General features: G+C 47.1%; 17 protein-coding genes. 5 read left to right on the top strand and 12 right to left on the bottom strand.

The genetic code is table 11. The features are described from left to right. The first annotated feature begins 6 nt into the window (after window positions 1–6). On the top strand, window positions 7–975 hold the full coding sequence (locus BMY78_RS28720) for an ABC transporter ATP-binding protein (RefSeq protein ID WP_090904756.1): 969 nt from the start codon (window positions 7–9) through the stop codon (window positions 973–975). Between the two features lie 95 nt (window positions 976–1,070). Continuing rightward, complete coding sequence (locus BMY78_RS28715) at window positions 1,071–1,748, top strand: succinylglutamate desuccinylase/aspartoacylase family protein (protein WP_090904651.1); 678 nt, start codon at window positions 1,071–1,073, stop codon at window positions 1,746–1,748. A gap of 118 nt (window positions 1,749–1,866) precedes the next feature. On the opposite strand, the gene BMY78_RS28710 is transcribed toward BMY78_RS28715, so the two are convergent. The 10 genes from BMY78_RS28710 to BMY78_RS28665 form a co-directional block, all read right to left on the bottom strand. After that, the gene (locus BMY78_RS28710; RefSeq protein WP_090904650.1) at window positions 1,867–2,271 is read right to left on the bottom strand and encodes a MerR family transcriptional regulator; all 405 of its coding nucleotides are present in this window, start codon (window positions 2,269–2,271) and stop codon (window positions 1,867–1,869) included. Window positions 2,272–2,295: 24 nt separating this feature from the next. Continuing rightward, window positions 2,296–3,777 carry an alpha/beta hydrolase family protein gene (locus BMY78_RS28705; protein ID WP_090904649.1) on the bottom strand — a complete coding sequence of 494 codons (1,482 nt, stop codon included), beginning with the start codon at window positions 3,775–3,777 and terminating at the stop codon, window positions 2,296–2,298. Between the two features lie 216 nt (window positions 3,778–3,993). Further along, complete coding sequence (locus tag BMY78_RS28700) at window positions 3,994–5,613, bottom strand: glycoside hydrolase family 32 protein (protein ID WP_090904648.1); 1,620 nt, start codon at window positions 5,611–5,613, stop codon at window positions 3,994–3,996. A 45-nt stretch (window positions 5,614–5,658) separates the two neighbouring features. Continuing rightward, window positions 5,659–6,486 carry a carbohydrate ABC transporter permease gene (locus BMY78_RS28695; RefSeq protein ID WP_090904647.1) on the bottom strand — a complete coding sequence of 276 codons (828 nt, stop codon included), beginning with the start codon at window positions 6,484–6,486 and terminating at the stop codon, window positions 5,659–5,661. After that, window positions 6,486–7,370, bottom strand: coding sequence for a carbohydrate ABC transporter permease (locus BMY78_RS28690; RefSeq protein WP_090904646.1), 885 nt, complete (start codon window positions 7,368–7,370; stop codon window positions 6,486–6,488). Before BMY78_RS28690 ends, BMY78_RS28695 begins: the two co-directional genes overlap by 1 nt. Window positions 7,371–7,573: 203 nt before the next feature. Next, the gene (locus tag BMY78_RS28685; protein ID WP_218152289.1) at window positions 7,574–8,893 is read right to left on the bottom strand and encodes an ABC transporter substrate-binding protein; all 1,320 of its coding nucleotides are present in this window, start codon (window positions 8,891–8,893) and stop codon (window positions 7,574–7,576) included. A 168-nt stretch (window positions 8,894–9,061) separates the two neighbouring features. Further along, window positions 9,062–10,042, bottom strand: coding sequence for a LacI family DNA-binding transcriptional regulator (locus tag BMY78_RS28680; protein ID WP_090904645.1), 981 nt, complete (start codon window positions 10,040–10,042; stop codon window positions 9,062–9,064). Between the two features lie 89 nt (window positions 10,043–10,131). Beyond that, window positions 10,132–10,575, bottom strand: a complete 444-nt coding sequence (locus BMY78_RS28675) for a FixH family protein (RefSeq protein WP_090904644.1) — start codon at window positions 10,573–10,575, stop codon at window positions 10,132–10,134. A gap of 17 nt (window positions 10,576–10,592) precedes the next feature. Then, complete coding sequence (locus tag BMY78_RS28670; RefSeq protein WP_076291195.1) at window positions 10,593–11,045, bottom strand: disulfide oxidoreductase; 453 nt, start codon at window positions 11,043–11,045, stop codon at window positions 10,593–10,595. A gap of 310 nt (window positions 11,046–11,355) precedes the next feature. Further along, window positions 11,356–12,990, bottom strand: coding sequence for a copper amine oxidase N-terminal domain-containing protein (locus BMY78_RS28665; protein ID WP_256222500.1), 1,635 nt, complete (start codon window positions 12,988–12,990; stop codon window positions 11,356–11,358). Between the two features lie 327 nt (window positions 12,991–13,317). On the opposite strand from BMY78_RS28665, the gene BMY78_RS28660 reads away from it, so the two are divergent. The 3 genes from BMY78_RS28660 to BMY78_RS28645 all read left to right on the top strand — a co-directional run bounded on the left by BMY78_RS28660 (window position 13,318) and on the right by BMY78_RS28645 (window position 15,615). Next, a complete protein-coding gene (locus BMY78_RS28660; protein WP_090904643.1) occupies window positions 13,318–13,524 on the top strand; it encodes a hypothetical protein in 207 nt (68 codons plus the stop codon). A 485-nt stretch (window positions 13,525–14,009) separates the two neighbouring features. Further along, window positions 14,010–15,113 carry a stalk domain-containing protein gene (locus BMY78_RS28650; RefSeq protein ID WP_090904641.1) on the top strand — a complete coding sequence of 368 codons (1,104 nt, stop codon included), beginning with the start codon at window positions 14,010–14,012 and terminating at the stop codon, window positions 15,111–15,113. 226 nt (window positions 15,114–15,339) lie between these two features. Further along, window positions 15,340–15,615: a WXG100 family type VII secretion target gene (locus BMY78_RS28645; protein ID WP_090904640.1), complete on the top strand. Its 276-nt coding sequence runs from the start codon at window positions 15,340–15,342 to the stop codon at window positions 15,613–15,615. Between the two features lie 92 nt (window positions 15,616–15,707). Here BMY78_RS28645 and BMY78_RS28640 read toward each other — a convergent pair whose 3' ends face one another. Next, window positions 15,708–15,977, bottom strand: coding sequence for a DUF4176 domain-containing protein (locus tag BMY78_RS28640; protein ID WP_090904639.1), 270 nt, complete (start codon window positions 15,975–15,977; stop codon window positions 15,708–15,710). 18 nt (window positions 15,978–15,995) lie between these two features. After that, on the bottom strand, window positions 15,996–16,682 hold the full coding sequence (locus BMY78_RS28635) for a hypothetical protein (RefSeq protein WP_090904753.1): 687 nt from the start codon (window positions 16,680–16,682) through the stop codon (window positions 15,996–15,998). Window positions 16,683–16,716 lie beyond the last annotated feature (34 nt).

Genomic DNA, 16,716 nt, shown 5'->3' with positions numbered 1-16,716 from the left:
ATGACTATGATTACAGCGCGGCATCTGCAAAAGGAGTTTAAAACCCCTGTGGTACGCGAGGGCCGGTTCTCCGGGCTTCGCACCTTGTTTTCACGTGAGTATCTGTCCAAGGAAGCAGTTCGAGACATTAGCTTTGATATTGGCAAAGGAGAATTTGTTGGATATATCGGCCCGAATGGGGCTGGCAAATCCACGACGATCAAAATGCTGACGGGTATCCTTCATCCGACCTCGGGAGAGGTCTTGCTCGGTGGCATGAACCCGCACCAGGAAAGACGGCGCACGGTTGGGCGCCTCGGTGTCGTGTTCGGACAGCGAAGCCAGCTCTGGTGGGATCTGCCCGTGAAGGATTCGTATGATATTTTGGCCGAGATGTACGGAGTTCCGGCCGAGGACAAAACGAAACGATTAGCCCAGTTCGCCGAGCTGCTGGATCTGGAATCATTCTGGGCTACGCCTGTCCGTAAGCTCTCGCTTGGACAGCGGATGCGTGCTGATCTGGCAGCTTCCATGCTGCATGACCCGGAACTGCTTTTTCTCGATGAACCGACGATTGGACTGGATGTGAACGCGAAGCGGAACATTCGTCAATTCCTTCGTACATTAAATGAAGAGTTTGGCAAAACGATTTTGCTAACCACCCATGACATGGACGACATTGAGCAGCTATGCAGTCGGGTGATGGTGATCAATCATGGTCAACTTACGTATGACGGCTCCATCCCATCTCTGCGTGACACCATCGGTCTGCCAACACTTATTCGCGTTACGTATCGCGGTTCATATCACATCCCGGATGCTATATCCTCCGCCATTCAGATCACAGGGGCAGAGAGCCAGATCGTCACTGTGGAGGTCAATCGAAAAGAGTGGAGCACGATGGACATTCTGAAGCAGCTCGAACAATGGGGCGAGATTGAGGATGTCGAGATGAAAGAACCGGATTTCGAGGATATTATTCATCGCGTGTACTGACTGGCCTATTTTATTCAGAACTGGATGAGGGCCTGTTCGAATGCCGTTACATGCGGGAAGGACATGACGTACTGTAATAGCGGAGGTGAAGTGTCATGCTTGTTACCAAACATACACTTGCTGCATCTAGTGCACACGCCACTCCCTATTACCTCATTCGAGGAACGAAGCCCGGACCCGTCATCATGATTACATCGGGCGTTCACGGAAATGAAACCGCCAGCATGGCCGCTGCGCAGAAGCTGGCTAATGACTGCATGGCAGGGCGTCGACACGTGGTTCGTGGACTCCTCATTATTATTCCACGAGTGAATCAGAAGGCTCACCGAAACAAAAGCCGAGGAAAACCTGATTTAAATCGCACGTTCCCGCGGCATATTTCTGGCAAAGCCAAACATCCGCTTGCTTCCGCTGTCTTTCGGCTTGCCCGTCAATATGGACCTGCCTGGTGGCTGGACCTCCATGAAGCCAACGGATTATCCCAACGCAGCTCACAGGTACTGGGGCAAACCTTGATTACCAATCCAGGCAGCAAGGCTGTACCGGTATGCAAACGAATTATAGGGCGAATGAACCGTTCGATTCCCATTCGTGACAGGCACTTCAATCTGAAGCAGCATGAGTTACCCGGTTCAGCACGAACAGCCGCAGCCCGCCTGCTTCAAGCCCGCTCGGTTACCGTAGAGACCTGCTGGAGTCTGAACCGATCAGACCGGATCAAGTATCAGACGGAAATTGTGAACTATTTCCTGCGCGAAGCAGGATTGCTATGAATTGCTTTGAATCGTTATGAACAGGCGGAAACATAAAAGACACCTTCAAAGATATCTCTCACGCCAAACGCGTCAGGGATGATCTTGGAAGGTGTTTATTGGTTAAAGGGTTATCTTATCAATTGCCATCTTGATTGTTGATTCGGAAAGATTCAATGTAATTGTGAATATCGTTCTCTGGCGTCAGGAGCAACCCGGCAAGAAGAGTCTGCATCCGCTGCAAGTTATCAATATGCAGCTGAATCTCTTCAATTCGGTCACGTACAAGTGTTTTTAGCGCTTCACTTTCCATGTCCTCCTGACTGAGCAGTTGCAACGTAGCCTGTATTTCCTTTAAGGAATATCCCAGCGATTGAGCATCCTTAATGAATTTGACCTTAACGAGATAGTCCTCGGTATACACACGGTATCCGTTAGACGAACGACGAGGAACAGGCAGAATTCCACTGTCCTCGTAATACCGGAGCGTTGCCATGCTCACCCCTGTACGTTTGGCTAACTCTCCTCTTGTCATGGTTTTCATGCTACTCCTCCATCCATCTCCGCGTTATTCTGCCTGATTGCTCCGCAGCTTGGTATACTTGGTGTCATAAGTTGCCTCGGGAAAACGGTCTGACGGCCCTTCCAGCAAAGGCTGCTGCTCTTCTCCCTTCAAATAACGGTCAAAGAATGCCAATGTATATGATCTGGTAATGTCCACATTATGCTCTGGTGTTATACCCTTGGCAAACATCTTGGGTGAGATTAAGGAAATATCGGTAAAACTCTGATGGAAGAAGCCATCCACGGTCAGATAATACGTGTCGTTGAGACTGCTTGTCATCACCCGGTCCAAATCCGGTTCAAACTCGGGATAGAATACTTTATCCTTCTCCGTGGCGTTCGGGTCCATACTTTTGGCTGTTTCACCTGACATGATATACATAAACGGCTGTTTCAAGGCTGTCGTGGATACGGTCCCCCAGAATCCGCCTTCCAAACTGAGTCCTGCTTTGAAACGGCTATCCTGTGCCAGCGCTTCCGCTGTTGTCGCACCTCCGTAGGAGTGACCAAAGATACCGACATGATCCAGATCAAGCTTGCCTGCGAGTAATTGATTCGGATCATGTGAATTCCACCGGGTGAGCGTATCCAGTACAAAGCTTGCGTCAGCTGCACGAATGCCAACACCTTCAATATTATGTTGATATAATTCCTCTGACGTTGGATAGTCAGGATCCGGCTCATACGAAGCAACATGTCCATCCGGGAATGTCACTTGAGCAGAAGTATACGGATGGTCGATCCCAACAACAATGTAGCCGTGGCTTACCAGTTCCTCAATCGCGGTCATACTTTGAAAGCGTGCTGAGCGTACGCCAGGTGAGAACAGCAACACTGGATACTTGCTCTGTGCGGCAGACACCTCAGCGCCTTTAACCACATGCGTGGGAATCGTATCAAGGTAACTGAACACCACTGGTGGAATGCCAAATACGAGACTGATCGCCTCTCCCAACTCGGCAGGATAATGCTCCAGCGGTAATCCTTTGGCTGTTTCCTGATCTACAGGATACCAGACATTAATCATAAGTTCCCGCTTGTCGCCCGCTTCAGCCGTCTTGGTTTCTTCGCGGGATTCATCCGTTAGCTGCTGCGAATAGGTGCCTATGGCGAATGAACCTGTCGGTTTAGGCATCGTAAATGCAGGGAAAAGCGACGTGAGCACCATTGAACCTGCACTGAGAGCTAGCACCAGAATGGATGCCAAGATGGTTTTAAACCACGAACGACGTTTCGGTTTTTGTATGTTCTGCATACGGCGTCCGGACTTCCACAGTTGAAAAGCCAATACAATCAGTAAAACAAGGACTACGATATAGGTGGGCAGCAGCTGCACACGAAAATGATCGATTACCCCATGCAATAGGACAACCAGTGCCAGTGCCGACAACGTACCCACTTTCACTGCCCGGCGTTTGGGTGAACTTAACATGACTACTGCGCTAATAACCGTCACAATGACCAACATCCATTCCAAAATTCTCATTGATTTTACCTCCAACTTGTTGTAATACAACAAGGATAAACCTTGAAGTATACTTCAAGGTCAAGGTATATTTTGATCTGAATTTCGATAAATCAAACAATATCTTAAACAAATTTCGTTTAAATCAAAAAGAACTGTTTTGGATCGAATACATCCACGTTAAACAGTTCTTTCTAATACAATTTAAGCAAGCATCTCTACAGAGCTCGAAAAATGCTATACCTTCAGATCCCACTTGCGAACTTCAGTCAAGGTACACTCTCCTGAGGAAAACGCTGTGATCCCGGTGGATTCCGGCCCTGGATAAATACGAGCTGTCATGACCTTCTCCCCACCTTGAATAAATACTTCAATCGACGAGACGTCCACAAAAATTCGCAGCTCCAGTCTACCGTCATGCAGCTGCACTTCAGCAGCACGTTCACCCCCGGGCCCGGCTCCTGCATGATCCCGATTGAGACAAAGTCTGCGCTCCCCTACTTGATAGGAGATGACTGTCTCTTCGCCTTCTCCTGTACGCAGCTTCAGTCCGAATTGGTCTGCCCGATCTGCTTCAAAGACGGCAAACAGTTCGTATCGATCTCCTTCCATCCCCAAGTCCCGTGTGCCGTTCAAGCGGATGTCATGTTGTTCAACCTCATTCGAACGATATTGCTCCAGCTCTGGGACTGGCAGGAAGAACAATCGCTCCCCCTTCAGAACAATCTCGCGCGGCAACGTCATCGCCCCTGCCCAGTGGTGACCCTGTTGGGTTGGGATATCCGTCTCCCATGTCTCCATCCACGCTACCATAATACGGCGTCCCTGCTCATCATCCGTTGTCTGTGGCGCATAAAAATCAAATCCGTAATCCAGCGGATGATATTGCTCATATTCCAATATGCCCCGCGATTCATCCAGTGTGCCAATCATGTAAACGGTGGAGTGCAAATTGCGATAGTTGTCCATCTGGGCTGGCATTCGCTGCGGAGACATGATCAGAATATCCCGGCCGCCGAGAGAAAACAAATCCGGACATTCCCAGTTGTCCCCGAGTGTGCCGTCACTTTGAGCGAGTATATTAACATAGCTCCACTGCTGCAGATTGGTCGAACGATATAGAAGGATTAAGCCACCGCCTTCCGTATCATTGGAACCCAGTACACAATAGTAGACGCCATTGCGCTCAAACACCTTGGGATCCCGGAAGTCCTTCGGACTCGTGTGTTCCGGAATCTGATCCAGACGGATGACCGGGTTCAGGGCACTTTTGACAAAATCCACCCCATTGTCCGAAGCAGCAATATTCTGCGTCTGTCGGTAATCGTTATCCTTGTCCGGTCCCGTCACGACATGTCCCGTGTACATGAGCAGCAGCTTGCCATCCTGAACAATCGCACTGCCAGAGAAACATCCTCCGCTGTCGTAGCTCTGATCCGGTGCGAGTGCGACCGGAAGATACGACCACGTGACCAGATCATGACTGACGGCATGACCCCAGTGCATGGGCCCCCATACCGGGGCATAGGGATAATGCTGATAGAACATGTGGTACATTCCGTTGTAGTATACAAAACCGTTCGGATCGTTCATCCAGCCTACTTCAGGCATCAAATGATACGCCATTCGATAGGTCGGATTAACCTGTTTCCGGTGTTCCTGGATGTAAACATCCGCCCGGGCAAGTGTATAGCTTTCCTGCGTCTGAGGCTGTGTATCTGGCAATGCGCCGTCTGACTCTTGTTCGTAATTTGACTTTTGTTTGAGGTCTAAATCCGTTTTAATTTGTGAACCCTTGTTTATGTCTGAATGCTTTTTTATGTTTGTTTCCTGTCTTACGTTCGGTTCCTGATTCATATGTCTATCACTCCTGTCTCTCTACCGCAATTTGCCTCAAACCGATTATTTAATGGACCCTTGCATCACACCCTGAATGATATACTTTTGCGCGAACAGATACACCACCAGCACAGGCAGCAGGGTCAGCACGAGACCAGCCATCAATGGGCCGTAATCGACCGTATAGGTCCCATAGAAATAAAAGGTGGATAACGGGAGCGTACGCTGCTCGGAAGAAGTCAATACCAGGGAAGGAAGCAAGAAATCATTCCAGATCCACAGGACGTTTAGCACGGCTATCGTCACGCTTGTAGGCAGCAGCACTGGCAATACGATGCGAAAGAAGGTCTGCACTCTGCCGCAGCCGTCCATTAATGCTGCTTCTTCCAACTCCAGCGGGATGCTCTTGATAAAGCCATGATAGATGAATACAGCCAGTGGACTGCCAAAGCCGATGTACATATAAATGAGCGACCATTTGTTATCCAGCAGACCGAGTGAACCGTATATTTTCACCAATGGGATCATAATGGCTTGAAAAGGAATAATCATGGCCGCTACCATCAGGAAAAAAAGATATTGGTTCAGCTTGCTGTTATGCCGTACAAAATAATGAGCCGTCATCGCTGCGAGCAGGGCGATCAGCAGTACACCTGCCACTGTAATCAGCAACGAATTCCCGAATGCCGATATATATCCCATTTTATCAAAGGCGCTAACGTAGTTATCCCATTGAAAGGACGCTGGAAGACCTAGTGGGTCCGATGTGATGGCTTGATTGGCCTTGAACGAATTCGTGATGAGCAGCAAAAACGGAAAAATGAACAACACGAGCGCTACCATTAATGAAAGCAGCTTAGCCCATCCAAAAATTCGAGATTGTCCAGCCATTATGCCTCCACCTCCAGTTTTTTGCTGAAATACACCTGGAGCAGTGTTATGGTGGCCACCAGGATAAACAGGACAAACGCCTCTGCTTGGCCAAGCCCGTAATCACGAGCCAGAAAAGCCTGTTCATATACATGCATGGACACCATTTCCGTGCTTTTGAACGGTCCGCCGCTGGTTAGAGAGACGTTGAGATCATAGACCATAAAGCCCCGCTGGAGTGACAGGAACACGCACACGATAAACGAAGGCACCATCAGCGGCAATACAATCCGTGCGAGCATCTTGCGGTTGCTTGCCCCGTCAATACTGGCCGCTTCCATCACATCCTTGGGCACATTCATCAGCCCTGCAATATATATGACCATCATATACCCGGCATATTGCCATACGGTAACGACGATCAGGGCCCAGAAAGCTTTGTCGGGGTCTGACAGCCATGAGGCTGCGAACAACGGGATGTTCATTTTCTGTCCGGCAAATACCAGCACCTGATTAAAAATAAACTGCCATATAAAGCCGAGCACAATTCCACCGACGAGATTAGGCAGGAAGAAGCCCGCTCGGAACCAGCCCTGCGCCTTCATGCCCCGTGTTACCGCGTAGGCAAGCAGGAATGCAACCGCATTGGTTAGTACTACCGTAATAAATACGTATTCCAGCGTCATCCCGAATGATGTCCAGAACACGGTGTCCTTGAACACGCCGACATAATTGTCCCAACCCACAAGACTTTGCTCCACAGCAATGCCATCCCAGTTCGTAAACGTCAAATAGATGCCGTACAAAAACGGAATAATCATGACGGTAGCGAACGCAAACAGCGTCGGTCCGGTAAAAATCAGTCGGGTACGTAGACGGGTCCATAATCCTTTTTCGGTCAGCATTGTCATCCTCCACTCTGTCCAACTGTATTGACTGCCGGTTAGCCGTAGACGGGAATGGCAGTTCGAAAATCCTCATCGCCCCACCTCTTGTTCCCGGCATACCATCCATTCTCTATGTGCAACAACAGAAGCCCGGAGGGCAGCAGGTAAGAAATGTTCCTCGCCTGTGCCCTGAGCTACTCTGGTTTATTTTGACGTTGAATTTATTTTACCTTGGTCCAATAGTCTTGAATTTCCTTGGCAAGTCCGCCCCGATCAATAACATCAGCAAAATATTTCTGCATGGAAGCACCCAGTTTGGACCAATGGTCGGCTGGAAGTGTGCTCATTGATTCCTCGATTTTACCTGCCTTAATGTAATCGCCAATCGACTTGCCGAGCGGATCAGCCGGTTCTAGAGTGATATTGCTAAATGCCGGAATAATGGTCGCCTGATTCACCAGGAAATCCTGCCCTTTGGCCTCATAGACAATCCAGTCCAGAAATTTCTTGGCAGCTTCCTGCTGCGCAGGTGTGCTCTTTTCCTTGTCGATCAGAATGCGTTTGGATACGGCTGCCGAAATTTGCGTGTTGCCAAAATCGTCCGGATTGTTGCTCACAGGAACCGGCAGGAAGCCATATTTTCCATCCGCTGTATCAAAGCTGTGAATTTGAGGCCAAGCCCAGTTCCCCTGGAACCAGATGCCAACCTCCCCTTTGCCCAGCACTTCGGGTCCACGCTCATACGTCCCGGATAACGGGGAAGCTTTGTCGATGTTATAAGTCTTCATCAGGTCAAACGTATCCATCAGGCCATTGAAGACGGTGTTGGAAGCCAAATCCACCTTGCCTGCCTTGAGGTCACTAATGAATTGATCAACCTTGGCGCGATCCGGGGACTGTCCACCGTACGCAAGCCCAAGGTAGTGGGCACCGAGCGACCAATCCATCGGAGAGACGATCAAAGGTGACTTTCCAGTGGCTGCAATCTTTTGGAACAGCTGCTCAAGCTGATCAGTGGTCTGTACGGATTGAGGATCAAATGTGCCACCTACAGCCTGATCCAGCACTTGCTGATTGTAGATGAAACCGTATCCCTCAATGGAGAAAGGAAATGCATAGTTTTTGCCATCAAATGTGGTAGCTGATGTGCTGTTCTCGACAGCATCCTTCATCCACTTCTCTGAAGTGAGATCCAGAACGCGATCCTTGAATTTCTCAACATCCCCTGTATCCAGCATCATCATCGTTGTCGGGTTACCGGATGCATACAGCGCCGAGGCTTTCTCAAATGGGGATTGACCGTTGCCTACAGGCACAATCTCCAGCGTAATACCGGGATTCTCGGACTGAAAATCCTTGGCTGCCTGTTCCAACTGACTGTTAATCTCCGCTTTGGAATTCAGAAGCGTGATTTTGACCTCACCGTCCGATGAGGATGATCCTGAGCCTGTTTCTGTCTTCGCACCGCCACATGCGGATAACATCACAACCATAATTAAAGATAATACCGATAATTTCATCCATTTCTGCTCTCTTTTCATCTGTCATGGCCCCCGTTCATTAATATAAAAGGAAACGCTTACAAAACAGATTATAATGTCAAAGGTTTGACATGTCAATCGTTTGACATAAAAATAAACAAGTTTCCTTCCCTATTGATTTTTACAATATTTTAGACGAATCAAAGAATGCAAAAAAAACGACCTTGCTCAGGTCGTCTCCCTCTCCACCAGTGTGACTGGTAAAATATGCTCCATCCCGATCTCTTCCTCAGCGATCTGACTTCGGATCAATTCGACTGCAAGCTCAGCCATGGCCTCCATTGGCTGCCTTATGGTTGTAATGCCTGGCATCGCATAACCCGCCGCCTGGATGTCGTCATAACCAACAATTGCGATATCCTCGGGAACTTTGCGACCCTGAAGCACGATCTGCTTCAAGGCATGAATGGCCATCAGATCACTGGTGACGAACAGTCCATCCACTTCGGGATGCTCAGCAAGCAGTTTTCCGACCAATTCAGTGTACTGATGCTGACTGAACACATTAAGGTCGGTTTCATGAATCATGACCGGCTGGATTCCATGTGCCTTCAGTGTGTCCGTGAAACCTGTCGTTCTGCGATTGGACAGCATTTGCAGCCCTAGATTGCCGCAGATATGCGCAACGTGTCGTCTGCCTTTGGAGAGCAGTAATTCGGCTGCCATAACCCCGCCCTGATAATTATCAGATGAGATGAACGGGATGTCGGTACCAATCTGCCGGTCCAATGTAACAATGGGAGAATGCAGATTCATGTACTCATCCACTTCGAGCGTATGGCTTCCCATAATAATTCCGTCGACCCGGTTACCCTTGAGCATTTCCACATACTCTCGCTCTTTGGAAGGGTCCATGTGTGAGTTGCACAGCATCATTTTTAACCCGTTCCGGTATGCATGAAACTCAATATAATTCGCCAGTTCACCAAAAAACGGATGTGACACATCAGGAATAATCAAGCCGATGACATTGGACTGCTTACGCAGCAGAGAACGGGCAATTTCATTGGGACGATAATTCAGTTCGTTCATGGTCTGATACACTTTATCCCGGGTCTTCTGACTGATGTAACCCCGATTGTTTAATACACGCGAGACGGTAGTTACGGAAACGCCTGCTTTGAGTGCAACATCATGAATTGTTGCCATAACAACCTCTTTTCCTACAACATTCTTCATATCTTAATGATTATATACGTATTTCCAGCCCGGAACCAATCCCCACGCCCGTCTTCGCTTTACTTCGCCTGGATCTTCGCTCTGGGCATACTGTGCATAGCCCCTTGTGTCACATGGGCCTGCACCACATACGTACCTGGCTGCTCAAAAGTATACTGCACCTCATACAGACCATTCTCAACCTCGCTTGCCTTCAAAGCGCCTTGTTCCTCCAGCTTCTCCTCAGTCATCATTCCTAATTCAGGCGAGACTGCTGGGGCATCCTCAAGCTCATCCCAGATCTGGAATTGAACTTGATCCGCATTGCTTACCGGGACATCACCCTGAGTGAGCTTCACCTGCAAGGTCACGGGCTTATGGAGGGAAGCCTTGTCAGGGACCATGAGCTTCACCTTAATCATCTCCGGCATCTCACCTGACTGGGACTGCTTCTGTTCCGAACATCCCGCAATCAGGAGGGTCAGAATGATGAAGGGCATGAACCAACGGACTTGTCCGCTCATCAATGATCTGTCCTTTCTTATGAAGAAGATTTTGGTGTTTTGCCAATTCCCCACAGCATAACAATAATGATGATAAATGCGATCAGTGCAAGTAACGGAATGGTGATAAAACCAAACCAGTTCAAATAATCGGTATAACACGGAATTTGTCCGCATGCCACTGAACTTCCTGTAGCCGAGTAGATACGCTGAATTGTTACATGGTATAACGAGATTCCACCTCCGATGAAACTAAGCGGAAGAACATATTTGGTAATGCCCACGTCATCCTTGAAGTAGGCAATGCCGAGTAGAATCGTTAACGGATACATGAAGATCCGTTGGAACCAGCACAGATCACAGGGGATGTATCCCTTAATCTCACTAAAATAAAGGCTGCCTCCAGTCGCAATGACTGATACGGCCCAGGCAATAAACAGACGGGTATCAATATGTTTTGCCCGTCGCTCAGGCTTTGAAGCTGTGTCCATCCGCTTGAACCCCCTTTTCTTGTTTGATCATACCGAATAATAATACAACATACATGACTCCAACGGGCTAATGAATACAATTATGTACAGTCCACCACTGTACCGTGAGCAAAAACACGTGTCGAGGTTGCTGACTGCTTTGATTATACCAAATATTTGAATATTTTGATGTGGCCTTTTTGCGTCCATGTGATACAGATTGGATTGCAGGTTCAATAAGTAAGATGAAGGTAAAGGCACTGAACCTACAATAAAAAAGCTGCCGTATGGGGCAGCTTTTTTCGTTCTTCTTTTTATAAAGAGTTAGTGATTACATGGATTTAGTTAGCGTGATGGAGCCATTTTTTTGCGCCCATTTTACATCCCAGCCAAGAAGCTCAGCGATGAAGCGCAGTGGCACTTGTGTACGTCCATCTTTGTTAACAAAGACCGTTGCACCCACATTTTTCTTCATGCCGTTCACTTCCATAACGTTGTTGTTCACCCAGAACTTCAGTGTATCATTGCCAGCCATTACCGTTACTTGTTGTGCTTTTTTATCCCATTTCACGGTTGCACCAATTCCTTCGCTCAGGAAGCGCAGTGGAATATAGGTTGTGTTTTTCCAAAGCATTGGCGTGGTGTCCATGTTGGTTGTTTTGTCATTGATTTTCAGCGTTTTGCTGTTCAGCTGCATCCATACAGTTGTTGTACTTGTTTCGGGCATTGTCGGTGTAGTGGGTTGCTCTTGGAATTTATCATTGAATTGAGTCACAATTGCATTACCCAGGGCTTGACCTACACCAAACATAACTTTGAATCCTTCACGGTTAGTCGTGTACGAACCTTCGTAGTTAGCCGCAGCATATTGATCCAATACTTGTTGTACTTGCTTCTCATGTGTCGTCAATGCTTGTTGTCCGGCAGCTTTTGGCAGGTTACCCGCTGTAGCGGAATCCAGGAACGTCGCGAACTCCGTTGTAAATCCGTCAATACGTTTCTCCACAGCTGCACGAGCTGTTGCATCATTGTTTTTAACCGCTGTTACATAGTCGCTTTGTGCATTCACGTGGTTGGTTACCCAAATTTTCTCGAACGCATTGGCACCGTCATTACCGTAAATGGAAGAAATCGCTGCCTTGAAATCCGCTGTGTTTCCAGCTTCAGCTGTAACCAGTGCATTGGATGCTGCTGTGCGGCCATCGTATTGCTCTTGCATTTGCAGAGCCGACAGAGCGAAGTGCTCGGAAGCCAAGTGGTTCAGTGCAGATCTCAGATTAGCTGCTGGTGTATCCGCTTTGCTGTTCTCGAATTTCTCAGGCATTTGTGTTGTGATTGCTGTGGAAAGTGCTTTACTCACGTCGAACATTTCTTTGAAACCTTTACGGTAAGCTTTGTATGCATCGGTGTAGTCACCTGCTACATATTCATCAAATACTTTTTGCACGAGATCTTCATGTACTTTCAAAGCATTTTTGGCTGCTTCTTTTGGCAATTTGCCTTCCGTTGCGGTGCTGAGGAATGTAGAGAATTCTTCTACAAAACCGTTGATATTATTCTGAGCCTGTTTGATTCCAGCCTGGTTACCCATCTTAGTTGCTTTCACAAGATCATCTGTATATTTGTTATGAGCGCGGAAGATACGTTCGAATTCTTTGGCTCCTGCATCACCGTAAAGGGAAGCGATTGCCGGCTGCATGTCCAATGCATTTTGGTCGAGTGCTTTGTAAGCTGCGTCTGCATCTTTTGCTCCGTCATATGCCTTCGCCATTGCGGTTACTGCGAGTGCAAAGTGTTCGGATAACAGGTGATCCAGGCTCGCTCTCAGGTCAGCAGCAGGTGTATTGACACTTGCCTTCATTGTAGTCATTGGTGTCTGTGGTGCTGCAGCAGCCCCGGCGATTCCCGGCATTAATAACGTCAAGCTCAGCATCGGTGCGATAAATTTCTTCATTTTCATTTTCATTACGTGTCACTCCTCGGTTAGTTTTGTTTATCCTTTGTTTCCTCGTCGTCGTCTTCATAGGGTATAACGCAGGGTTCTTCAATCTGGATCACTCTCTGGGCAAAAAAAATTGCAGCCTCCGCTCAGGAAAGCCGCAAATACGCGTCACAACAAGGTTTATCTCAAATTTAAAATTTTAAAATTATAGTGATCCGCTCCATTTAGCACCGCATACATACTGTAAGAGAAGGACTTTATTTTCCTTTATTTATCAATAAAAACTTACATCCAAGGTAAACTTGAAGTACAATGAAAAGAACGATTGATTTCAATGAAGGAGGTCATCGCATGACATTGCTGCCCTATATTTTAATTGTTGGCATTGCCCTATTCGGTGGAATTGCTACCATGATCATCGGGAATTCAAAAGCGAATCAGACCAGCAACCCCGAGTATGATCGCAGGACCAGGCAAAATCTGAGCAAACTTACCTATGTATACGTTGGTGCCATCGTTCTCGGTATAGGCGGTTTCATCCTGTATTTAGTGAATTGAAGAGCCCTTAATCTCAGCAAAGTAAAGTACATGTCTGAACTTTTCGAGTAATTTAAGGTTTCATTGTACATATGGGATGGTGTGGCGAACCATTCCCTTCTCTCTTAGGATGGCCAAGAGTCCACGTATCACCCACATATGCATTTGTTCATAAAGACTTTTCCTGCTGAAAGAATTACCTTCCTGTGTATATCCCTGCTCAAAATCAGCTGCAATCTCTGACAGTTCTCTCTCTGTAACAGATGTGGGAATGAAGGAAGTCAGCGCGGCTGCCTGATCGAAATGAATATCCCCTCTCCTTGCTTCTCCAACATCAATAATGTGAATGCTCTCCTCTAAACAACAAATTCCAAATGAAAAATCCTTACACATGTTTACAAGTTCGAGATAATTCAGAATTATTCTGGATATGTTCCGCGGGTAATATAAAGCCATAAGGACAGCAAGCCATTATAAAAAACACAATTTAAAGGAGAGTTATACACATGAAGAAAAACTTGAAGAAATCCGCAGCAACGATGATGGTACTGGGCATGACATTAACAGGAGCAACGGGCGTGTTCGCAGGCACTCAGCTGGAGAAAATCTCGGCATATCTCAACCATGGGATCAGCTTCAATGTAGACGGTGCGGCGTACTCACCAACGGATGGCAATGGCAACAAACTGGCTCCAATCACTTACAATAATTCAACTTATCTGCCTGTACGTGCCATTGCTGATGCGCTGCATGTACCTGTATCGTATGACGGTAAAAAAGGACAGGTGATCATCGGAGAAGCTATAAGCAATCCTTCCACATTGAACAATGTAACCTATAGCGCAGCGCAAAAAGAAGCCATTCAAAAGGCATTTGCACAGTTCGATGGCTTCGAGACAGCATACGCTCCTGAGCAGATGATTGCAGGTGATACGTTCAAAAGTGTAGGTGCTGGCGGCGATGGAGTGAGCTTTACATTTAATCATATGAAAGTGGATGTGTCTCCAAGAGATTATTCGGACGGTTACAATGGCAAAGATGTCAAACTGTCCAATGGCGTCACAGCCAAGTGGTACACACCGGATCAAACGGGTATGCTCACGTTCAAACTGGATGATCGTTACGTCACAATAAGCTCACCTGACCATAAGCTGTCTCAGGCTCAGTTGCAGCAAGTGGCTGTATCTGTGCAAAAGGTTCAAGGCAATGATCAAGGCGTTACGGGCTTCGCTGATGTGAAATATACCCAAGAACAATCAGCTGCCATCCGCAAAGCCTTTGCGAAATTCCAAGGATTTGAGACTGCGTACGCACCACAACACATGATTGCCGGGGATTCATTCAAAAGTGTGGCTGCAGGTGGCGATGGTGTAAACTTTGTCTTCAATCACATGAATGTCACGGTGTCGCCTAAAGACTACTCCTTCAGCTATGATGGCAAAAATGTTAAATTGCCCAACGGAGTTACCGCCAAATGGTACACACCGGATCAAACCGACATGCTGACATTCAAACTGGATGATCGCTATGTGACCCTCAGCTCAACAAATAACGCTTTGACTCATACACAGCTGGAGCAAATGGCTGTATCTGTACAAAAAGTGAAATAATTTCGCAGCTAGAATCATAGAAACACACTGAAAATCATAAAACTAACAAACACACATCATTCTGTTCTTCCTGTGGTCAGGGACAGATTCAATGTGTGTTTTGTCCTATACAAGATGATTGCTATGATTCTGAAAACACTGCTTTCGTCCGGATTCATTTCATAATGAATAGCGTTATAATGAAGTATACTGCATCTAACAGAAGAAAAGATAAGGAGTGTACTTCATGAACCAACGGATCGATTTATCCCCGGAGCAACTGCAGCAACTTGCAGGTGAATTTAACAAGGCCTCGCAGAACGGGCATGCTATCCTTACGCAGCTCAAAACGATGATGGATCAGTCTGAGGGTCAGTGGGAAGGTGAGCGTCAGCGTGAGTTTCTACAACGAATGAATGATAGCCTGACGTCTGTGAGCCATTATTTGCGTGGTTTGCAGGAAACAAGCAATAGTCTTCAGCAGACGGCGACCCGTTTTCGTGAAGCGGATCAGTCCCGATAGGCAAAAGCACATGCCACATCACATTGCTTTAAAAAAACCATGTACCCGAAGATGAGTTATCATTCCTTCAAGGCCATGGCTTTTTGCATTTTCTATGATTCACTCAAACTTACAGCAAACGCCTCTTCTTCCTCATCTGCATAACCCCTGAAAATAATCTCTTCGATATCTTCATGATTAAATACATAGGTATAATCCGCATTGATATACCCTTCCGGGTACAAACAGCCAATATAATCGAACTGACGTGGTGGTTCCGTCATCAACATTTGCTTGCGTCCATAGATGACCAGCTTTTTGGTGCCTTCTTTTAAAAGGATGACGGAGCCAGTAGGCAATAAAGTGGATGTTTCTTTTTCCATAGTGATTGTCCTCCTTTATCATTTTATGTTTTTATTATTGGCATGAACCTCATCAGACTTGTTCAACACCTGGCGAAGCCAGTAGTATCGGTGCACATCCATAATAAAGTGAAATACAACAAAAGCCAGCATAATATAGACACAGATGAGCACGACAGCTACGGTCTGCTGCGTAACAAACGCCAGTGAAATGTTAGCCAGAAGATATCCACCCCCCGTTAACATCGTTAGCGTAGCTACTGGCATTCTAGCGCCCTTATCCCCTTTTTTCCGCTGAGGATACTGTTGCAGTTTACGCAAGTGAAACTTCGCATACTGATATAATGCAAATCCATATAAAACAAATGATCCAATGGCGTACCACGGCGTTGTAAGGCCTAACATGCCGTATGCGAACTTTTGCACAATGACCATAAAACCCAAAGAACAGACGATCCCAAACACACCCCGAAACAGGACATAATTCACCTGCAACCTTCGTGGTGCCACAATCAACGCGATGGCCCACACATTCATCACCGCTAGCAACGGTAGGAGAATATAGGCGTATGCGGATTGGAACGGAGCACTGAACACGGGAATTAACAGGAATATATTAAGAAAGAAAAGCACCAGCGTACCCGCACTGAATCGAATGCCATCTACCGCATATACAGCCAGATAATTTTCGAATGTATCCCGATGATAGGACGTTCCTTCATACATCGTAGAAACCGAGGCGCTGGTCGTTGAAGTTTTA

Source organism: Paenibacillus sp. OK076, assembly GCF_900110055.1.
GTDB lineage: Bacteria > Bacillota > Bacilli > Paenibacillales > Paenibacillaceae > Paenibacillus.
This window is presented reverse-complemented; position numbering and strand designations above follow the sequence as displayed.